Here is a 20,961-nt window from a genome sequence, read left to right as displayed (position 1 = left end):
GTAGGGTAACCTAACCTAAATTTGCGCGGATCGACGAGACTCGCGAGAGATGCCCGAGAGCGGCCGCGCGTACCTCACAAGAGAATGTCTGCGGAGCACCTGATTTTGATCACCAGTTCGGCTTTGATGATCACTTAACGCGCTGAGCTGGAGTGATAGGTGTGCGGTGGGCTGTTCTGGCCGGACTACGAGCCGAAGAAGGCCCGCGTCGAGCATCTCTACGCCATCGCCGACGGCCAGGTCACCCCCGAGACTGGCGAGCCGATCGTGATCTTCTGCATGGACGAGTTCGGCCCGCTCAACCTCCAACCCCGCCCCGGACGACAGGTCAACGAGGCTTGACGTCCGATCATCCCTACCCATTCGCTCCAGCTTCCTGCCCGGCCCGCCATGCCGACCAAAGCGCGGCATACACCCCGCCGGCGGCGATCAGCTCTGTATGGGTTCCTCGCTCGGCGATACGGCCGTGCTCCATCACCACGACCAGATCGCAGGCGGCGGCTTGCGAGAGCCGGTGCGCGATCACCAGTCCAGTGCGTCCGGTCAGCGCAGCGTCGGCGGCGCGGTCGAGCAGTCCGGCGTACGCAGAACCTGCCTCGGCGGTGGCCTCGTCGAAGATCGCCAGTTCCGGGTCGGCCAGCACCAGGCGAGTGAGCGCCACCTGTTGTGCCTGTGCGGCGGTCAGCTCGTACCCGCCACCACCGAGCACCGTGTCAAGGCCATCGGGCAGCAGGTCGAGCATCCCTACAGCCTGGGCCACTTCCAGCGCAGCCCCTACCTGACCGTCGGTGGCATCCGGTGCGGCGAGGGTGAGGTTGTCTCGCAATGTCCCCGCGAACACGTGTACTTCCTGGGTGATCATCACCGTGCGCTCCGGTCGGGCCACGGTCCCGGCGTCGGGCTGGTGAATGCCGGCGACCACCGTGGCCAGCGTGGACTTGCCGGCACCCGACGAACCTACGACGGCGACACGCTGACCGGTGGGGATGTCGAGCGTGACATCGACGAGCACACGGGGGCCGACCCCGTAATGGAAGGAGACCTCGCGGAGGTGGACGCTGCTGCTCGTTGCGATGCCTGGCGCGTCCGCGACGGGGATGGTGGTGACTCCGACCATGCGGTTCAGCGACGCGAGGGCGGACTGGAGAGTGTCGATGACGAACAGCAGCTGATTGACCGGGTTCAGCAGGCGTAGCACGAGCAGCATGGCGGTGGTCGCGCCCCCGACAGTCGAGGCTCCGTGGTCGATGAGGACGAAGCCGACGACGAGCACGGCGGCCAGGCTCAGGCACTCGCCGAGGTTCAGGCGGGTGTTGAGCATGCTCTGCACGGTGCGCGCCCGCAACGCCTGCACCGATACGCCCCAGGAGGTGGTGGTCACGGCGCGGTGCCGCTGCTCGGCAAGCCTGAATCCGAGCACAGTGGCGTAGCCGCGCTGCGACTCCAGAATCTGCTGAGCACGCGCGCTCATCGCTGCACGCTCGGCCAGGTATACCCGCGGGCCTGTTCGCAGGTACCACCGCATGGAGAGCACGTAGACAGGCAGCACGACGGCAAGGGCGGCGGCGTAGGGCCATTCCACCGCGGCCAGCCCGCCCAGCGACATGACGATGGTGAAGGACGTAACGGTAAGCGCCGGGATCACCGCGGGGGCCGCATCGGCAACCGCGGTGACGTCGTCGCTGGACCGCGAGATCAGATCCCCGGTGCCGGCAGACTCGACGACATGCTGCGGCAGCGTCAGGGCACGGGAGACCAGCTCCTCCCGCAGCCCGGCGAGGACGGTGTGGTACATGCGAGTAGCCAGGACGATCGTCGCCGCCGTGCCAGCGGCACCGAGAATGGCCGAGACCGCCATGATCGCGATGACGGTCAGCACGGTACCGAGGTCGGCGGCGCCTTCCTGGACCCGATCGATGAGGAACCCGATCGCGACGGGTCCGATCAGGTCGATGGCGGTGCTTGCGATTCCCAGCACCACGAGGGCGGCCAGACTGCGTCGATGCTCACGGCTGAGCCGCCACACCTCCCGAGCGGTCTCACGTCCGCCCGCGACCGGCAGCGCGTGCTCTGTCGTCACGGATCCCCCGGTCACAGCGCCGCCTTTCCAAGCACCGGCATGTTGTCGAGGAGGTCGACGACACGGTCGCAGCAGCCAAGCAGGGCCGGGGACGAGGCGATCAGCAGGGTTGAGCGATCTGTACGGATACCGACCAGCCGCTTGGCGATGGTCTGCTCGGTCACCGAGTCGACGGCGGTGGTCGGGTCGTGCAGCACCAACACCGGAGTATCGGTCGCGAAGGCTCGAGCGAGCGCAACCCGTTGACGCTGGCCACCGGACAGGCGGTTGCCGTTCTCACCGACGGGGGTGTCGAGATCGGCTGCGAAGTCCTCACAGGCAGCCGCCCACACTGCACTGTCCATTCGCTCGGGCAGGCAGGCGGTGACGGCGAGGTTGTCGCGGATGGTGCCGGTGAACAACGTTGCCCGATGAGGTGCGGCGGTGACCAGGGAACGGTACTCCGCTGGGGTCAGTTCGTGCGCCGGCCGGCCGTCGAGACGCACCTCAATGTCGTTGGCGGCCCACGGGTTCAGCAGCGCGTCAGCGATGCGGGCGGCAATCCGATCATCGGCGTGCACCCCCACCAGCTCACCGGGTTCTACCCGGATTGACGCACTGGGCACGCCGATATCCAGCACGCCGACATACGGCGCGGACACGTCCTGCACAGGCGGCGGCGTGCACCGCTGTCGTATCGCGTCATCGTGTCCGGATGCGGCGGTGCCTGCGTTCCTGAGCACGTCCATGATTCGCGCGGCTGAGGCGCGGGCGCCCGCGAGATTGGGGATGGAATAACTCGCGATCGCCTGCATCTGTGGCAGCAGCGCCTGGGTGAGGCCACCCGCGGCGATCAACTCGCCGACGCTCAGCTGCCCATTCACCGCGAACCAGCCCGCCAGCCCCGTCACCGCGGCGACGAACACGCCATTTACCGCACCGGAGCCCACAAGAAACCTGCCGAGTAGCCCGGCGTTGCGCCCGGCGCCGACCAGGGTCTCCCGGCTGGCCTGCCGGTATCGCCTGGTCGCCTCGGCCTCGGCGCGCACGCCCTTGATCACCCGGTATCCGGCGACCAGATCGGTAGCCCGTCCAACGGTGTCAGCGAGGAGATCCTGGTATTCGCGGGTGTCGCGGGAGAGACGTTCGCTCAGGAGGCCCATCAACCAGACCGCCACGGGAGCGCCGAGCAGCACCATGACCCCAAGCGGCCAGTGCATCACCAGCAACGAGACAGCGATGAACATTATGGCGGCGATCCTCGAGATCGGCAGAACCACGAGCAGCCCAGCGTTGGCCAGGCGGAAGACGTCGTTGGTCATGGCCGAGACCACATTGTCCGCCGGCGCCCGCACCGCGCTGCCGTCGGAATGCAGCACTCTGGTCGAGAGTGTCGCGCGCAGTCGGTGCTGCAACAACTGGACCGCATACGTGTTGAGCCGATTCGTGAACCTGGCCGCCGCCGTCAGCGCGACGTACAAGGCCACCAGCACACCGAGCCAAAGCACCAGTTGCCCGGCATCCCTGGTCACGAGCGCCCGGTCGATCGCGAGCCCCATCACCACCGGGACAGCCGACTCGCCCACTTGCCACACGATCGCCAACAGCATCGCGGGGATCGTGATGCGTGGCAGCGAGAAGATGACGCGCGCCACGAACTGTCCGGGACGATCACCCTCCCTGACCTCGAATGACCGGACATCAGGAGGCTCAGGCGCAGCCTGTCCCAGCACCGGTAGCCACCGCGTCAGCGGTCCTCGCCCCAGCTCCATCGGATCGGTGCGCATCAACGGCCCTCCCGCACGCCTTCGCCACCGCGGTCACGGCCCAGCGGCACCACCTGAGGAGTGCCCGCTACCGGATCGGGCACCACCAGACAGCGCAAACCGAACACCTCTTCGACCAGCTCGGCCGTCACGATCTCCGACGGTGGCCCCTCGGCGACCACGGCGCCGTCCTTCATGGCGATCAAGTGCGTGGCGTAGCGAGCAGCATGATTCAGGTCGTGCAGCACGGCGACCAGGGTGTGGCCGACGTGGTGCAGGTCGGTGAACAGCTCCATCAGTTCGATCTGATGGGTGATGTCGAGGAAGGTGGTCGGCTCGTCCAGCAGCAGGATGCTGGTGTGCTGCGCGAGCGCCATCGCCACCCACACCCGCTGTCGCTGGCCTCCCGACAACTCGTCCACCAAGCGGCCCGACAGGTCGGTGACCGCAGTCTGGTCCATCGCCCTGACCACGGCCCGCTCGTCGGCCTCGGTCCACAGCCGGATGAACCCCTGATACGGATACCGGCCCCGAGCCACCAGGTCGGCTACGGTGATCCCGTCCGGGGCGATCGAGGTCTGCGGCAGCAGGCCGACCCGCCGCGCCACCTCCTTCGTCTTGTACGACTGGATAGCTACACCGTCGAGGACCACCTGACCCGCGGACGGCTTCAACAGCCGCGACAGGCCGCGCAGCAGAGTGGACTTCCCGCACGCGTTCGGGCCCACGATGACTGTGAACGACTCGTCCGGAATGGACACCGACAAGCCCTCGCTGATGATGCGCTTGTCGTAACCGATCGTCGCCGACTCCACGCGGAGGCGTGAGCCGCCGGGCGGCGGAGCAGGAGTGGGTACGTCTCTCGCCTCCGCAAGATCGGTGATGGTGTTGGTGTTCATAGGCGTCTCCTGGCTTCGGTGAAAAGCAGATACCCGAGGTACCCACCGCCGAGCATGACGGTGATGATCCCCACCGGCAGGGGAGTTGGGGCGACGTGCTGGGCGAGGTAGTCCGCCACCAGACACAGCAGCGCGCCGACGAAGGCGGCGGGTGCGAGGGTTATCCCCGCAGTGCGGACAAGGCGGTGTCCGATCTGCGGCGCGACCAGGGAGATGAACGCGATCGGCCCCGATGCAGCCGTGACAATCGCCGTCAACGCCACCCCCACCACGACCATGCCGAGGCGGGCGGGCGAGACCCGCACCCCTTGGGAGGCGGCGGTATCATCACCCAGCTCCATCTGCCGCATCGGCCGGCTCAACATCGCAGCCAACAGCAGAAGCACAGCGATGCACACACCGCCGATGGCCACCTGATCCCAGGACACCCCGTTGAGTGATCCGGCGCCCCACGCGGCGGCTGCAATCGCCTGTTCCAGGTCGGCTCTGAGTATCAACCAGGTGTTGAGCGAGCCGAGCATCGCCGAGACGCCGATGCCGACAATGATCAACCGGAACCCCTGCACCCCTCGCCGGTAGGCGAGCACGTACACGGCGATGGCGGTGGCCATCCCCCCTAGCAACGCCCCGCCTATCAACTGCACGTAGGTGCCGTTGATGAGGAGGATCACGATCAACGCGCCGGTGTAGGAGCCCTGGGAGAATCCGATGATGCTGGGGTCAGCGAGCGGGTTGCGCAACATCGACTGGAAGACCGCCCCGCTCACCCCCAACGCGGCACCGAACACCAGCGCCGCAACCACCCGGGGCGCCCGCCACTCGACCACGATGTCGTGGACCAGCCCGGTCTCCCCGCCGACCAGCGCGGAGACCACCTGCCCAGGGCTGAGCTGGTACGAGCCCGTCATCAGCGCGAGCACCGCCATGCAGGCGACCGCGACCGCGAGCACCGCGCAGACGATGACCGAGCGCCACTCGAGCCGGACCGCGATCCTCCATCGCCGCAGCACCAGCACCCGCCGCCCGAAGTCCAGCCGCCCCCCGGGAGCCCCACCTGTCGAGCGATGGCGCGTTAGTCCGGACCGAGAAGTAACGCCGATACTCATAGTCCGCTCGCCTTCTTCCGCCGCACCAGTGCGATGAGAACGGGGGCGCCGATGAAGGCGGTGACGATACCCACGGGGATCTCGCTGGGCCGCATGACGATTCGCCCGAGAACGTCGGAGGCCAGCAGCAGGCTCGGGGCGAGGAGGATGCTGTAGGCGAAGACCCAGCGCTGGTTCGGTCCGACGAACCAGCGGGCCACGTGCGGCACCATGAGCCCGACGAATCCGATGGGGCCCGCGATGGCGGTCGCGCCTCCAGCGAGCAGTGTGATCGCGATGATCGCGAGGACGCGGGTGCGGGCCAGACGGACGCCCTGGGCGGCGGCGATCTCGTCGCCGAGAGCCATCGCGTTGAGTGGACCCGACACCGCAAAGGCCAGAATGAGCGCCACGGCGAAGAACGGCAGGACCGGCCACACCACGTCGAGGGGGCGCCCCAGGATCGAACCGGCAGTCCACGACCGCATCGCATCGAACGCGTCCGGGTTGGTCAGCTGAAGTGCCGACCCGGCGCCATCGAGCACCGCGCTGACACAGACCCCGGCGAGCACCATGACTCCCGGCGACTGGCCGCGTCGGGTCGATCCCAGGAGCAAGACCATGATCGTGACGATCAGCGCCCCGGCGAACGCGAACCACATGTAGCCACTGATATCGCGGATTCCGAGCACGCCGACGGCCATGGTCACCGCGAAGGAGGAACCCGCGCCCACGCCGAGGATACCGGTGTCGGCCAGCGGATTGCGCGTCAATGCCTGGATCAACGCCCCCGCGACCCCCAACGCCATGCCTACGACGAGCCCGACGACCGTGCGCGGCAGACGGTAGTCGCGGATCGAGAACTGATCGATGTCGGCCGACGGATGAAACAGCGCATCCCATATCACCGACGGCGCAATCGCCTTCGAGCCAACCAACAGGCTCAGCACCAGCAGTACGAGCAGTGTCACCAGCACTGCGAGCAGACCGACGACGCGCAGTCGAGGTCCGGATGCCGCCGCGGCGGGCACCCGGACCTCGACGTCACTGGTCTGCGCCGTCATCCCGCCGTCGCGAGCGTCGCCAGCGCCTTGTCGAGTGAATCCAGGTACTGAGAGTAGGTTCGATAGCTTCTGGTGAAGCTGACATCGCCGAAGCAGTGGACACCCAGGGCCTTCCCGGATGTCACGGCGGGAAGGGCCTTCCACGCGTTCGAATCCGCCACGGGGACGAAACCTTCCGCGACCTGACCCTCAGCGTCCACGGGGTACAGGAGCACATCGTACTCAGACAGTTCGCCGATCTTCTCGAACGATCGCTCCTCGCCCCCTTCACCCAGATCGGGGATGTCGAGCGGAATGTCCGCGCGAGCTATCTCCGAGCACTGCGAGCCGTTGAGGGTGAACATTCCCGCGTCTTGCCAGGAACCTCTGTTGACTTCGCCGAACGTGGTGTCCTGGATGATCTTCGAGTACTTGCCCTGGAATCCGGCGAGTTTCTCTTCATACTCGGTCTTCTGCTCGTTGAGAGCATCCGTCAGCTCAGTGGCATCCGCGGTCACGGACAGACGGGTCTTCCAGTCCGAGCTGAATCCGAAGAAGATCGTCGGCGCGATCGATTCCAGTTGCGACTTCATCTGCTCGAAGTCGGAGTCAGGTGCGGAGAACAAGATGAGGTCGGGCTTTAGGCTGGCCAGCAGCTCGAGGTCGGCTTCGCTGGCGCCGGAGCCGAGGAGCTTGGCCGCGTTGTACGCGGCCTGCTGCTCCTCGGGCAACAGATCGAGCACGGAAGCGTCCACCTCCGTGACGCCCACTGGCTCGCCGCCGAGGTCGAGGAACGACACGGTTAGTCTCCCGAGCGTTGCAATCCGCTGCGGGTGCGCCGGGATCTCGACCGTGCCGTTGTCGGCCTCCACAGTGCGGGTCGCTCCGACCGCGTCACCTTGATCATTTTTGTCGTCGCTGCCGCACCCCGCGAGGAGGATCACGGTGCTCAGCAACGCGGCGACAAGGGCCGCGCTGCGGCGTCGTGGTCTGGTAAAGGTCATGGACGCGTTCTTCCTTCTGTTCTTCATTCGAGTGGGGGTGGTGTGCCCCGTTAAATCCGGACAGTCACTATTAAGGTGATCTAGGGTGATGGCGGTGTCGATGACGGTGAACGACCGCTGAAACAGCCCGGTGAGCTCGTCGCGGCGGGTCGCGGTCGCGGAGGCGAGACGGCCGCGCCATTCATAGGACCCGGAGCGAGAGACCTGCAGCCAGGCGCACATCTGGGTGATGGACGGTGCGGGTGCGGCGGTGTTCGTGGTGGTGCGGGCGGCGTACTCCGCATCGATGAACTCGAACGTGTCGCTCACCGATGATCCTTGGCGAAGTACGCCGCGGCTTTTTTCAGGAAGGCGTTCTCCATGGCCAGCTCACGGTTCTGCCGTTCGAGTTCGCGTATCCGTGCGTTGTCCGCGGCGGCCGGTGAGGGCGCCTCGCCGGCGTGGGCGCGCCGGTAGGCGGCGACCCAGACTCCGAGTTTTCCCTCGACGATGCCGAGTTCACGTGTGACGTCGGCGATCGGACGAGACGCCTCGATTACCATCTTTACCACCTCGTCCTTGAATTCAGGCGAGCATTTCCTGTGCTTCTGTGTCAACTATTGCATCTTCCGTGCTGCCCCTAATTCCAGTAGGGGCAGCTACCCGGAAGGAAAGGGGCACCTCAGGGTCAGTTGGTGTCGTTGCGGACGAGTTCGTAGACGGTGGTGCCCCAGCCGACGACGTGCGTCTCTGTGCGGGTGAGCCCTGACCGGGTGATCACGGTGTACAGTTCCTCGGCGGTGCGTAGACCGGAGCCATGTACCGCGAGTCCGATCAGGTCGGCTTCGCCGTCATGTTCATCGAGGTCGTCGGTGTCGAAGACCTCCTCGACCAGCAGCACCCGCCCACCCGGGAGGAGGTTCTCGGACGCTCGGCGGAGAGCGTGGGCGGCGTCGGCGTCGGGTAGCGCCTTGAAAGCGCGGCTGATGAACACGACGTCCGATTCGGGGCTGGGCTCGAATACCGACTGCTCGACCACGCTGACCCGTGCCCGCTGCTGCTCGTCGGGGATCGTGACGGGCAGGTCGCGGCGTAGCCAGTCGGCCTGGGCGGGCAGCGCGCAGATCGTGACCCGCAGATCAGGATGAGCGGCGACGAACTCGCGGGCCTGCACGCCCGCGCCACCGGAGTGGATCACCAGGTGCCGGACGCCAGTAAGCAGGTCGGATTTGGCGATCGACATAGCCAGCGCGTGCTGGAACTCGGCCAGACGTTCCAGGTAGCGGTCCTCGTAGTCCTGCTCGGCCCGCACCTCAGCAAAGGTCTGACCCGTGACGGAGGCGTAAGACGACCGGCCAGTGCGGATCGACTCGGTGAGTCCGTGGACGCCGAGCATCTCCCGGCCTCCCACCCCGGACGGGTGCAAGGAGTCCGCGACGAACTCGACGGTTAGGACTTCACCCACCGGCGTCAGACCGTAGCGGCCCGGTTCGGTCTCGGTCAGCACGTCCAGGGCATGCAGGTAGCGCAGCAGCTTGCCCAACGCCCGCTCGTCGGCATCCGCCCTGATGGCCAAGTCCGCCACGCTGCTGACACCACGCGAGATCAGCTCGGGAATGCCCAGCTCGACGGCGGTGCGGATCGCGATCGGCGGGACCAGTTCGGTCAGTTGATGGAGCTTCTCGAAGGGCGTGATCGACTTCTCGGGGTCGGGCACCGCTCCGTCGGCCTCTAGGGCAATGACCTCGCCACGACGCCAGTACCCGGTGAACTCGATGTCCTCCTTGGGCACACCCCGGTCCTCGACCAGATGGCGACGCAGATCCCGCACCGCCGAGCGCTCTCCCGCGAACCACGCGAACGGTCGACCGTCCCACCAGCCACTGTTCTTGACCGCGTCCACCAGAAGCGTGGTCGTGCCCGCCTCGGCGCCGCCGCGCACCAACCAGGTCACCTCAACCCGCGGCAGAGCCCTCAGCTCCAGCCGATGAGCGTCTTCGGCTACCTCGACGAACACCTGCGCCCGCGCGTCATCGGGCAACTCATCAAGCAGGCGGGCGATCGCGGGGATCGCTGTGTCGTCGCCGGCGACAAGAAGCCAGTCCGCGTCTTGCGGCAGCGCCCGCGATGCGCTCGGCCCGTGGAAGTGGATGCGGTCGCCGGGTTGGGTGCGGTACGCCCAGGTGCTGCCGACACCGATACCGTGCTTGACGAAGTCCACGTCCAGTTCTCCGGTCGCGGGGTTCCAGCGACGGACTGTGTAGCCCCTTGACAACGGCCGGGGGTCCCTCGGCAGCTCGAGGCCCTTCTCCTTCTGTACTGGCAGCACCGGCTCGGCCTGATCGGGGTAGCAGAACACCAACCGAATGTCATCGTCGAAGCCCGTCGAGTCGAACGCCGGCTGCGGGAAGCCGTTCGCCGAGGTGAACGCACGAAGTTGCTCGCCACTCAACGTGACCCGCCGCATCCCCGGCGTCAGGTCCACCACTCGAACCACCTCGACCTCTCGCAGGGTCAACGGGTGCACTGTGAGCCCACGTGAGGTCTTCGGCATGCTGAGGGAAGCCCCTTCCGATCGCGTCTAGGGTGAGACGGCCGCGCGCCACCAACGGCAGAGAGCCACTGATAAGGTACGGTAAACCTCACCTGCACTTGGGTACGCAGGTCGCCATATAGTTATGACATGATTGACTCGTCTCCACCGCCGATACCGGGAGCACGGATGGTTCCGGTGGAGCGCCCCAGTCACATGCTGATCTGGGTCCGCACCGGTCGCGCGCGGGTGCTTCTGGACGGCGGACCGGAGTTCTCTCTCGCCGGCGGCGAAGGCATCTGGATGCCTCAGAGCTACCGAAACCGCACTCTGACGATCACCGAGCCCGGCACGGTCGCTTTCCCGTACTGGCCCGACGCTAGCGTCGGGGCTTGGGCGCTGACCAAGCCGACGCGGTTCGACGTCCCCGATGACTGGCAGGACTGGCTGATCCAGTACTTCAACCTTCAGGTCACACCGTTCACCGGTCACGGGTATTCGCCTGACGGGGTAGCCGATCTCCTTCGTGGTCTCGGCACACGCCCAACCTCACCTCCGCGCGGCGGGGCCACCGCTCCTTCGGCACTGCTCGATCCCCCCACCATGCCGAAGGCCGCCGGGGCGAGAGCAGTGGCCGAGGAACTGATCCGCGACCCCGCGCTCGACCTCACTGTCAAGGAATGGGCGACCCGGGTGCCCTCTAGTCCGCGCACCCTGCTGCGCGAGTTCCTCGCCGATACCGGGCTCACCTTCGAGCAGTGGCGACTGCGCTGCCGGCTGACCGCCGCCGTCGAGTTTCTGGCCGCCGGGTACGACGTCGATCAGGTGGCAGCGCGAGTGGGCTTCGCCAGCCGCGGCGGTTTCCGGCGCGCGTTCCAGCAGCAGTTCGGGCCGACCCCTCACGAGTTCGCCAGGGAGCTCGCCGCCCGCGCTCTTGCCGGTGGCCTGACCGGGCGCGCCAGCGCGGCACGCCAGGCTGACAAGTTCGTGCGCTTGATGCGGAGAGACGGTGCTGCTGCCCATGCGCCCGATCTGCTGCCCGCAGCCCGCACACCCTTGCACGCCACGGACAGTCACGTGCTCAGTTGGATGTATCGCGGCAGCGGTTACCTCGACATCGGCGTTAGGCGTTACGAACGACTGCGTGGCGTCGCGACTTGGATACCGGCGGGAGCCGAGCACATTACTGGGCTTCGCCAGGACTCCATCTCGCTGCCGCTCGGAAACGCCAGCACCGCCGATCTCCAACTGACCGAACCCATCCAGGTGCAGTTCCCGCGAGCGTGGGACGACTACCTGATGTTCTGCTCCATCAGCGCCCGAACCTTGCTGCGTCCGGTCGACTATGACCCGGCCCGCATCATCGACCTGTTCGCCGAGCAGGTCGCCGCGCAGCGGGCACTATCGGTGCCGATGCCCACCGACCCGCGTGGGCGTGAAGCTGCCACGGACTACCTGCGCCGCATCGGGGTCTCTGCTGGATCGACCGACTTCGACCTGCCCGCCGACGTCCACCGAGCGTTCCACGAGCAGACCGGAATGACCTTCGCCCGCTGGCGCTACGCGGCCCGCATGCGCGTGGCTCGCGACCTGCTCGTCGGCGGCGCCAAGCCCAGCGCCGTTGCCCACCGCGTTGGCTACGCTCACCTACCGACCTTCAGCGCCGCCTTCACGCGCTTCCACGGACTCTCACCGCGCGAATACCAAGAGCGTGAGATCGGCACCGCTTGATCAACGCCATGGATGTGAGCTGCCGTTCACCGCGATCATGCGACTCGGTCGCACCCTCACCCTTGACGGGCCACGATTCTGTCTTACTGGGAGACCGACCGGTGATCCAAGGGCGACACCGAAGTCGTTTGTGAGTCGCGGCGGCGCCGGCGGCCAGGCGCTGCAGGTCGATGAGGGCGTCGCGGGCCTGGCCGGCCCAGCACCAGGTCTCGAGGGTGGCCTTCCCTCACCGGCCGGATGCGCTGCCCCCAGTGCAACACAGCCCTCATCGGCACCCGCGCCACCGGCCGCAACCACACCTACCGGTACTACACCTGCCACACCCGCAACCGCTACAACCGCAACGAATGCGACGCCCCCCGCCTCGACGCCGACGCCGTTGACTACGCCGTGCTCACCGCCCTCGCCAGCTTCTACCGCGACAACCAGCAGCTCATCGCCGACGCCGTCACCGAAGCCCAGCGTAGCCACCGCAACGCCCGATCCGACCACACGGCCGAACTCACCACGATCGAGACCGAACTCACCCAAACCGACCAGGCCATCGACCGCTACCTGGGCGCTTTCGAGCGCGGTACCCTCGACGACGAGACCCTCGCCACACGCCTCGAAGCACTACGCACCAAGCAGAAGCAGCTCCGCCAACGGCAGGCCGAACTCACCAACGAGATCGACCACGAACCCGTCATGCCCGCCCGCTCCAGCCTTCGCGCAGTCGCCCGACACATCGAAACGATCATCGAGACAGGCGACGACCTCGGGCGCAAGACCCTCATCGAAGCCTTGGTCGCCGAAGTCAAAGTCACGGGACCTGACCGGCTCATACCGATCTTCAAGGTCCTCGGACCCGACGCTCCAAGGGACATCGCCAACGTAGACACTGGAGACACCAGCCAGCCGAAGCCGACCCAACCAGCCACGTCCCCCGCCCCCCACAGGGGCGCCGCAGCCGTCCTACCAGCCACAACGCCCCCGAAGGGAGCGGTTCGCGCAATGCCTACATTGGTGGGCCGTCAGGGACTCGAACCCTGAACCCACCGGTTAAGAGCCGGTTGCTCTCTGTGGATTGACTTGCCGAGAAGGTCGTCCATGCCGGTCCGCCGTCCAATCTGCGCCGCGAGGATCAAGTGGGTGCCGCGGCGTGACATCGGCGCCGTTGGGCGCTGTGTACCGCGCCCAACCCGGTCATCACGGCGGATACATGGATCCGTCGTGATGACGTCAGCGTCGATGGATGGTGGTTGGGGCCGCCATGGCCGCAGCCCCAACCGTGGGCGTCATCCGGTGGCTGCCGCCGGGGCCCCGGGTGTCGACGTACGACGGCGTGCTGGATGGTCTGTCGGCGGCATCCCTGCCGCGCCGTGATGTTGCCGGACCGCAGCTGCGGCCGGAGCCGGGCTTTCGAACGGCCGTGATCGGCCTCGATCCGGTTCTTCTCCTGGGCCGCGTCGACATGGCAGGCGTAGGTACCGGCGGACCGCCAGGACGATCACCTCGGGAGGGAAGCGGAATCCGGCGAACTCCGACGTCGGAGCCGGTGGACGGACACGCCGTGGGCGCATGACCCGATCATGACCGATCGGCAGCCGGGCGCTGGCGGACTTCGCCGATGCATCAGTGCCCCTGCTTCAGTTCTCGTTCGCTGTCTCCAGCTGTCTGGAGTGAACGGGCTATGACGGCGAAGCCGCTCGCGGCGCAGAACAACATCATCGCGAGCCAGGCGGTGGTGCCGGGGTCGGACCACTCGACGACACCGGTGTCGAGCTCGACCAGTGCGGCGCCGCCGATCGCGAACAGGCCGAACGACGCCTGCGTCAACCCCACAGTGCGAAGTTCGGCGCGTGTCGCTCGGACCGAGACGAGCCACGCGCCCACGCCGCCGGCCAGGAACGTCGCCGCGTAGAGCTGGCCGTGGAACGCGTCGACAGTCCACGGCCAGAACTCGGTGACCTGCTCGGGCGCCGCCAACAGACCGACGGCCTGCCCGGTCATCAGGACGGCGAACAGCCGAAGCCAGTAGCGCCACGCCACCGGAGTCGCGACGCCGGCCGCCCGGGCGCGCCCACGCAGCCGCCACGTGTACCAGAAAGCGCAGACGGGCAGCGCGACGTAGAGGACGAACCAGCCGATCACCGGCAGCGGCCGGTCCGAGAAGGCGAACCTCGACGGGTAGGCAGTGGACACGACGATCACGCACAACGTGAAGACGCCGATCATCGGGGCGACGACCCGAGCCGGCGACCAGCGCCTGGTGGCGAGCAGGCAGGCCACGGCGACCAGCGACGTCAGGTAGATGGCGCCGAGGAACCGGCTGTTGAACAGTGTGAGGTCGTCCCACGGCCACAACCTCGCCGTGAGCTTGTACTGAAACGCCAGGCCGGTGCCGGTGAAGAACAGCACGACGAACTCGATACCGGTCATGGTGAGCAGCGGCCGGGGAACCGGGAAATCGGCCGCTGCGGCGACCGTGGCGGAGTCGTGGTCGGCCTCGGTACGAGGTTCCGACGCGATGTCCGTCATCGGGTCGGCTCGTGCGACAGCGGCGCGGGCGCTCCGGGGTCCAGAAAGTCGAGTCTGATCGGCTCGGGCGCCGGCCGGCAGACGCCACACGAGATCGCCTCGTCGACCGCCAACCCTTCCAGCCCACGGCTGGTGGCGAAGGCCTCGAGCAGGAACGGCATCGTTTTCGCGTGGTCCTTGCAGACGCATCGGCCGCAGAATCGGCAGACCGCGTGCCCAGGAAGATTGCATACCCAACAGTTCACGAGCCCGCCTCCAGTTGTGTTGTCGCCAGCTCGATCGATCCCAGTTCGACGGCCGCTTCGAGGAGTTCGGTGTTCGACGGCGGTTCGTCGAGTGGGCCGAAGACGTATTTGCGGCGCAGCACGCCGTCCGGGCCGACCAGGAAGACGCCCTGCTGCATCGCCGTCATCGTGTGGTGGCCGAGCCGTTCGCCGATCGACGGGTTCACAACGTCAAGCCAGAGTGCGTGCATCGTCGTACGGCCCTGGCCGGTGGTGAACGCCCGCGTGAAGCCCCGCACCGAGTTGCGCTGCGCTTCGCCGGCGCCGATGTCCTGCAGGCCGCACAGCCGGTAGGCGGATTTCTCCGGGTCGCACAGGAACGGGAACGGCAGGTCCTTGCCGCGCCAGAACTCGCGGGCAGAATCGACGAGGTTGGGCGCCAGCTGCAGGATCTGCACGCCGGCCCGCTCGAAATCGCCGACCGCCGGCGCCAACCGGGCCATGTACTCCCGGCAGAACGGGCAGTTGTAGCCGCGGGAGAACCAGAGCATCACCACCTGGCCCCGGTAGTCCGACAACGACACCGGCGACGGCCCGCTGGCGGTGTCGAGGGTGAACTCGGGTGCCGGGTCGCCGACCTCGATCTCAAGCCAGCGGCCGGCCACCGTGCCCGCCAGCGCCTCGGCGGCACGTGCCGCTTCGTCCGCTTCGGCGGATGCGCGTACGGCGTGGGACAGCCCGAAATAGCGGCACACCACGTCGTCGAACGTCGTCCGGTCCAGCTCCCACAGCCTGGTCTCGCCGACCGACGTGGCTGTCGCGGCGTGGGGCTCGTCGTGCAGCAGTGCGCTCTCGCCGAAGAAGTCCCCGGCGCCCAGGGTTCGCGGCGGCCCGTCGGCGCAGGTCTGTGTCAGCGTGACGGCCCCGCTACGGACCAGGTAGAAGGCCGAACCGGGGTCGCCTTCGGCGACGACGACCTCGCCGTCCACGCAGCTCCGTGCCCGCAGGTGGGCCAGCAGCGTGTCCTTGTCACGGGTGCGGAGGCCGTCGAACAGTGCGAAGCCCTCGAGTTCTGCCCGTTCGTCGGCCCGCGTGTCGTTCTCGGCCCGCCGGGCCAGCAGCGGAGCGAGTCGGTCGGAGAAATCGGCGCCGGCCAGCCGCAACACGTGCACGTCGGTGAGCGCCCGCACGGTCAAGGGCGACCTTGGCAATCCGGGCGGCGGGAAGTAATCGCCAGGGCCGAGCGTGGGCAGCGCACTTCCCGCGCCCGGCCCCGTCCCGGCATTCGCACCCGATTCGACGACCTCGGCCTCGCCGGACAGCACCAGGCAGAAGACCTCGGCGACCTCGTCCGGAGCGACCACCATGGTGCCGGCCCGGAACACCTTCTCGGTGGTCCGCCGCGCCATCCACTGGATGTACGCCTTCCCCAGCTCGGCGACCGGCGGTACGTTCGCGAGCACCGCGACCCGCTCCCGGTAGCGGCGCTCCGCGGCCAACCGGCGCAGCCGCCGGCTCGCCACCACCAGCGACGAGCCACCCCGCCACAGCCGCTGCCCGAGCACGTACAGCAGCGGAAGGGTCAGGAGCAGAACCACCGTGGCGGCAAGGACCCGGCCAAGGCTCGGCACGGCGACCGCGTCGCTCACCATCGTCTTCGCCCGGACCCAGGCGAACCCGGCTGCCAGGACGAGCACGTAGCCGGTGTACGCCGCGGCGGCCAGTCCGAAGATCGTCAAGACGCGTTCGGTGCGGTCGAACCGCTCCCGGCGACGGACCTTGCCTGCGAGCTCCCCCCTTACGAACCCCAGCGCCCTGGCTCGCAGGTTCGGCAGTTCCAGCCAGTCCATCAGCATGTAGTAGCCGTCGAGCTGGATGAGCGGCGTGAGCTGGGCCAGGTTCACGGCCAGGGCAGCGGTGCCGAAGATCGCCACCACTGCCGCCCACGGCGCGTCCGGCGTGGCCACCAGGACGATGCCGGAAAGCCCGGCGAGCACGAACCCGGAGAACGGCCCGGCCCAGGCCGAGACCATCCGCGGCCCGCGCGGCTCCATCCACATGTCCTGGGTGTCGACGAACATCCCAGGCGAGCCGTAGAAGATCGATAGTCCGCCGCGCCGAACCACCCGGCCGTAGGACTTGGCCGCGAAGGCGTGCGCCAGTTCGTGCAGTACGGCGACGACCAGCAGGCAGCCGTACAACGTCGGAACCGTGACGACGAGGGACTGGTCGGCCAGCCCCGACGCCGACGACGACAGCGACCAGGCCAGCAGCGGCACGCCGAGCACCGCCACCGCGAACATGACGATCTTTGCTGGCCGGGTGAAAAGCACCCACACGCCCCGGTCGTAGGCGCGGTCGACCAGGCCGTCGAGCCCGTGCAGCGGAAACTCGCGCCGGACGAAGGACTTCGCGAACCCGGTGGCGAACGAGCTCACCGGCCGGTGGCGCAGCTGTTCGCCCAACGGCCCGAACACGAACCGGGGCGGGTCGGTCAGCATCTGTCCGACCTTCAGGTTGCGCACGAGGCGAAGGACCAGCGGCAGTGCGAACCGGTGGTACTTCATCATGTAGGCGACGACCAGGTCCTGGACGCTGCGGCTGCCGTCCATCAGCTCGAACAGGTAGAACTCGGCCATCGTGATCTTGCGGTACGTCGCGGCGTCGGGGTTCTGGACGACGACGTACTCTTCGCCCCGCGCGGATCGCAGCTCGCGCCAGACCAGCCCGTTCTGCCGCTTCGGCCGGTAGTGGGCCGGATTGGCGGCGTCGGCAAGCCGGTCCCAGACCGTGTCCGTGTCCGTGGCCGCGGGTGCCGGCGCGGCCTGCCGCTGCTGGGCCTGCGTGCTGACCGTCATGACAGCAACCCCGCAACCGCGTCACTGATCGGCAGACCGGCCCGCTGCTCGGCGAACCACCAGCCGCCTCGCGGGTTGAGGTCCAGGAACACGTGGTCGCCGTCCGGTGTCACGATCAGGTCGAGCGCCGCGTAGCGCAGGCCGAGGCCGGCGACCAGCCGCACGCAGCGGTGAGCAACGTCGTCGTCGAGACAGTGAGCCGTCATCGGCACGGCGCGCCGCACCCGCCGCACGTCACCGCTGCCCGCCAGCCCCGCCGCCGCGAGGTCGGCGGTAGCGGTCGAGGCGGTGAAGACCTGCTCGTCGACGACCGTCACCCGCAGTTCGAGCCGGCTGTCGAGCAGCGGCTGGAACACGCAGGGCGCGGCGGCCAGCGTCGCCGGCAGCAGGGCGAGGTCGGCGGCGCTCAGGACGCGGGTGAACAGGCTGTGGCGCCGCCCGTCCAGCTCGACGTAGTGGCTGTTCAGCGACTTGGCTATCACCCCGGCGCTGCCGTAGGCGTGGCAGAACGCCAAGGCCTGATCCGGGTCGTTGGTGACCAGCGTGTCCGGCACCGTCAGGCCCTCCTCCGCGGCGTGCTCCAATGATGTGATCTTGTTGCCGGCCCGGCTGCCGGCGTCCGGGTCGTTGACGAACGGCGCCGGGCAGCTCCGCCACCAGCCGGCGAGCGCGTCGGCCCATTCGCCCGTTTCGAACGGTGGCAGGCGCCGGGCCGGTACACCGGTCGGCCCGGCGAGCCCGAACCACACGCTCCGGACCTGCGCCGAGTCGAGGCCGAACACGTCGCCGCCCGTCCGCTTCCCGTCGCCGCGCCAGGTCACCGTGACGTCGGTGGGGAAGTCGTCCGCCCCGAGTAGCCGGCACGGCACACCCCGGGCGAGCAGGGCACGCTCGAGCAGCACCGTGTCCGGGTTGCGCGAATAGGCCAGCAGCAGCACGACCGGCTCCGGTTCCGCCGCTGTCCGGTCAGCCAACGCCGGCATCAGCCTGGCGACCAGGTCCCGCACGTCCACCGCCGCCCGAGCCGGCGACGGCGACGGCGACGGCGACGGCGACGGTTCGGCTTCGGCGAAGTGGAGCAGGAACGGCCGACTCGGCCGGCTCACTTGTCCGGGTTGCTGCCCGACTCGGGCGTGCAGGAGCAGGTCGGGTTCGTCAGCGAACTGCTTCCGCCCAGCCGGACGCGCGAGATCCGCTCGTCCAGGTCCTGCGCGACGCCGTCAAGGCCGTCCCAGTCCATCGCCGCGAGCGCCTGCACCTCCTCCGGCGTGAACTCGTAGGCATAACGCGCGGAGATGTGCACGACCATTTCCAGTGGATCGGCCTTCAGTCGCTGCCGGAAAGCCTGGTCTGTGGCTGCCTTACCGATGACGAACTGCATTGCCTGGAGTGACATGCGATATTCCTTCCGGGGCGGCGACATGTTTGTTCTGGTAAAAGGGCGAGGCGTGAAGAAGCTGCCGGGCCCGGCTGAGGTGGTCCAGCAGCTCGGGCATCGACGGCACGTCGTTGGACCATTCGAGGGTGATCGCGCGAACCGGTGCGGCGGCGACGACATCCGCAACCAGCGCCCACACCTGCTCGGGAACGGGACGGCTGTGGCTGTCGTGCCAAGTGCCCGCCTTCGGGCCCCGGGTGCGCAGCTCGCCGCCGGCGACATGCAGTTCGACGACCCGGTCCAGTGGTGCGGCGGCCAGCCACGCATCGACGTCGAAGCCGTAGTTCTGGGCGTTGATCCAGGTGTTGGTGAGGTCGAGCAGCAGGCCGTGGTCGGTGCCGTCGAGCACCTGCCGGACGAACTCGGGTTCGTCCATCGCACCCGGAATTTTGATCATGTAGTCGTACCAGGTGTTCTCGACGAGCAGCGGCCGCCGGACCCGGTCGGTGACGGTCTGCATGTTGCGGCGGACAGCCTGCGCCTGTTCCGCCGTGAAGGCGATCGGAATGCCGTGCATCAGCTCGGTGCGCTGCGCTCCGTCCGACACCGACCCCTGGTCGAGGTGGTCGCTGAACCACACCGGGTCGATCAGGTCCAGGAACGGCTCGAGCCGGTCGAGGTAGGACGTCCGGTACGGCGCGGCGTCGGCCAGCCCCATCCGGATGCCGTGCGCCACGACGGGGAAGGCGCCGGCGATCTCGACCGCCCGGTCCCGCCAGGCCGTCCGGCCGTCCTCGTCGTCCCACTGCATCCGCAGCAGGAACGCGTCGGTCGGCAGTTCGAGGTAGTCGATCTCGTCGTAGTGGGCGAGGTACTGGTCGTGCATCGGCGGTTCGTAGTTCAGCCCGACACCGAGGAAGGGCAGATCGGCGATCATCATGCGGCCGCCGGCAGCAGATCCGAGTCCGGGTAGGCGGCATGGAGGTGGGCGGCGCGCGCCAGGTCGTGGATCGCCTCGTCCAACAGGCCGGCGGCCTGGTAGACCTGCGCCCGCAGTTCGTAGACAGCCGGGTCCTCGGGCACGATCGTCGCGGCGTGGAAGCAGTCGGCCAGCGCCGTCGGCAGGTCGCCCGTTGCCAGCCAGGCGCGGGCCCGCAGCAGGTAGGGGCCGTGGGCGCGCAGCGCGCGGGACCGCACGATGAACGGCCAGTGCGACTGCTCGTGCGCGCTGACGTCGATCGCGGTCGTGCAGTCGGCCGCCGCCGCCTCGGGCCGGCCCAGTGCGAGCAACGCCTCGGCACGCTGCAGGTGCAGTTCGGAGGCGTACTTCTCGCACCGGCCGTCGGCGATGACCCAGCCGAAGTCCTCGACCGCCTCGGCCAGCAGACCGAGCTCCAACCGGGCCCGGGCCCGGAACGCGCGGGCCTCCCAGTCGTTCGGGTCGCGCAGCAGGGCCGACTCGGCGTCGGCCAGCGTGCCGTGCGGGTCGCCGTCGAAGTAGCGGGCGATGGCCCGTGCCGTGTAGACGTACGAGACGGGGTCGAGCGCCATCGCCGCCGACGCGTCGGCCTCGGCGCCGGCCAGGTCGAACACCTGGTGCCGGCATACCGACCGGCGGTAGTGCGCGTAGGCCAGCCGGTCGTCGGGCAGTCGGGGATCCGCCTCGATCGCGGCGCTCAGGTCGGCGATGGCCCGGTGGTGGTCACGCACCATCCAGAACGCGATGCCGCGGCGAAGGTAGGTCTCGGCCCGCCGGTCGCCGCCAGCGACAAGCCGGTTGCAGTCGAGCAGGTCGGCCATGTAACCGGCCAGCCTCGACGAGCCCTGCGAAACGCACACGGCGTCCCCTCCCTGGTGACCCGACGTGCCGTGTGGCACGAAG

At 68.1% G+C, this 20,961-nt stretch carries 17 protein-coding genes and 3 pseudogenes; 3 read left to right on the top strand and 17 right to left on the bottom strand.

Going from position 1 to position 20,961, the window contains the following annotated elements; all coding sequences use genetic code 11:
* Positions 1-180 precede the first annotated feature (180 nt).
* Positions 181-327: pseudogene (locus tag E0504_RS45515) on the top strand (Mobile element protein); the annotation flags it as partial.
* Between the two features lie 28 nt (positions 328-355).
* Here the strand turns inward: E0504_RS45515 and E0504_RS45510 are convergent.
* The 8 genes from E0504_RS45510 to E0504_RS45475 all read right to left on the bottom strand — a co-directional run bounded on the left by E0504_RS45510 (position 356) and on the right by E0504_RS45475 (position 10,389).
* Positions 356-2,095 (bottom strand): ABC transporter ATP-binding protein, encoded by a 1,740-nt coding sequence (locus E0504_RS45510; protein ID WP_165938835.1) that lies wholly within the window; start codon positions 2,093-2,095, stop codon positions 356-358.
* Positions 2,092-3,846 (bottom strand): ABC transporter ATP-binding protein, encoded by a 1,755-nt coding sequence (locus tag E0504_RS45505; protein ID WP_112106769.1) that lies wholly within the window; start codon positions 3,844-3,846, stop codon positions 2,092-2,094. The genes E0504_RS45510 and E0504_RS45505 overlap by 4 nt, the downstream gene beginning before the upstream one ends.
* Entirely contained in the window at positions 3,846-4,724 is an 879-nt protein-coding gene (locus E0504_RS45500; RefSeq protein WP_071064281.1) for an ABC transporter ATP-binding protein, read from the bottom strand. Before E0504_RS45500 ends, E0504_RS45505 begins: the two co-directional genes overlap by 1 nt.
* Positions 4,721-5,830, bottom strand: coding sequence for an iron chelate uptake ABC transporter family permease subunit (locus E0504_RS45495; protein ID WP_112106768.1), 1,110 nt, complete (start codon positions 5,828-5,830; stop codon positions 4,721-4,723). Before E0504_RS45495 ends, E0504_RS45500 begins: the two co-directional genes overlap by 4 nt.
* A complete protein-coding gene (locus E0504_RS45490; protein ID WP_243657932.1) occupies positions 5,827-6,840 on the bottom strand; it encodes an iron ABC transporter permease in 1,014 nt (337 codons plus the stop codon). The genes E0504_RS45495 and E0504_RS45490 overlap by 4 nt, the downstream gene beginning before the upstream one ends.
* A 29-nt stretch (positions 6,841-6,869) precedes the next feature.
* Positions 6,870-8,165: an ABC transporter substrate-binding protein gene (locus tag E0504_RS45485; protein WP_235014077.1), complete on the bottom strand. Its 1,296-nt coding sequence runs from the start codon at positions 8,163-8,165 to the stop codon at positions 6,870-6,872.
* Complete coding sequence (locus E0504_RS45480; RefSeq protein ID WP_131627584.1) at positions 8,162-8,452, bottom strand: transposase; 291 nt, start codon at positions 8,450-8,452, stop codon at positions 8,162-8,164. Before E0504_RS45480 ends, E0504_RS45485 begins: the two co-directional genes overlap by 4 nt.
* Positions 8,453-8,523: 71 nt before the next feature.
* Positions 8,524-10,389 (bottom strand): siderophore-interacting protein, encoded by a 1,866-nt coding sequence (locus tag E0504_RS45475; RefSeq protein ID WP_112106766.1) that lies wholly within the window; start codon positions 10,387-10,389, stop codon positions 8,524-8,526.
* A gap of 168 nt (positions 10,390-10,557) precedes the next feature.
* Between E0504_RS45475 and E0504_RS45470 the strand changes: the two genes are divergently transcribed.
* Entirely contained in the window at positions 10,558-12,099 is a 1,542-nt protein-coding gene (locus tag E0504_RS45470) for an AraC family transcriptional regulator (protein WP_112106765.1), read from the top strand.
* A gap of 237 nt (positions 12,100-12,336) precedes the next feature.
* The gene (locus tag E0504_RS45465) at positions 12,337-13,131 is read left to right on the top strand and encodes a zinc ribbon domain-containing protein (protein ID WP_235014074.1); all 795 of its coding nucleotides are present in this window, start codon (positions 12,337-12,339) and stop codon (positions 13,129-13,131) included.
* 352 nt (positions 13,132-13,483) lie between these two features.
* Here the strand turns inward: E0504_RS45465 and E0504_RS45460 are convergent.
* From E0504_RS45460 to E0504_RS45420, 9 genes and pseudogenes are all read right to left on the bottom strand, one after another.
* Positions 13,484-13,561: pseudogene (locus E0504_RS45460) on the bottom strand (IS6 family transposase); the annotation flags it as partial.
* Positions 13,560-13,661 (bottom strand): annotated as a pseudogene (locus E0504_RS53055) (IS6 family transposase); the annotation flags it as partial. The pseudogenes E0504_RS45460 and E0504_RS53055, both read right to left, overlap by 2 nt.
* A 52-nt stretch (positions 13,662-13,713) precedes the next feature.
* Positions 13,714-14,619, bottom strand: coding sequence for a hypothetical protein (locus E0504_RS45450; RefSeq protein ID WP_112106764.1), 906 nt, complete (start codon positions 14,617-14,619; stop codon positions 13,714-13,716).
* Positions 14,616-14,780, bottom strand: coding sequence for a hypothetical protein (locus tag E0504_RS45445; RefSeq protein ID WP_198541332.1), 165 nt, complete (start codon positions 14,778-14,780; stop codon positions 14,616-14,618). Before E0504_RS45445 ends, E0504_RS45450 begins: the two co-directional genes overlap by 4 nt.
* Positions 14,781-14,860: 80 nt before the next feature.
* The gene (locus E0504_RS45440; RefSeq protein ID WP_131627582.1) at positions 14,861-17,701 is read right to left on the bottom strand and encodes a cyclic nucleotide-binding domain-containing protein; all 2,841 of its coding nucleotides are present in this window, start codon (positions 17,699-17,701) and stop codon (positions 14,861-14,863) included.
* Positions 17,698-18,807, bottom strand: coding sequence for an ATP-dependent carboxylate-amine ligase (locus E0504_RS45435; RefSeq protein ID WP_131627580.1), 1,110 nt, complete (start codon positions 18,805-18,807; stop codon positions 17,698-17,700). The genes E0504_RS45440 and E0504_RS45435 overlap by 4 nt, the downstream gene beginning before the upstream one ends.
* On the bottom strand, positions 18,804-19,097 hold the full coding sequence (locus E0504_RS45430; RefSeq protein ID WP_235014073.1) for an Os1348 family NHLP clan protein: 294 nt from the start codon (positions 19,095-19,097) through the stop codon (positions 18,804-18,806). Before E0504_RS45430 ends, E0504_RS45435 begins: the two co-directional genes overlap by 4 nt.
* Complete coding sequence (locus E0504_RS45425; RefSeq protein WP_112106761.1) at positions 19,063-20,019, bottom strand: DUF692 domain-containing protein; 957 nt, start codon at positions 20,017-20,019, stop codon at positions 19,063-19,065. The genes E0504_RS45430 and E0504_RS45425 overlap by 35 nt, the downstream gene beginning before the upstream one ends.
* Positions 20,016-20,918 (bottom strand): tetratricopeptide repeat protein, encoded by a 903-nt coding sequence (locus E0504_RS45420; RefSeq protein WP_235014072.1) that lies wholly within the window; start codon positions 20,916-20,918, stop codon positions 20,016-20,018. The genes E0504_RS45425 and E0504_RS45420 overlap by 4 nt, the downstream gene beginning before the upstream one ends.
* Positions 20,919-20,961 lie beyond the last annotated feature (43 nt).

The organism is Parafrankia sp. BMG5.11 (assembly GCF_004337455.1).
This window is presented reverse-complemented; position numbering and strand designations above follow the sequence as displayed.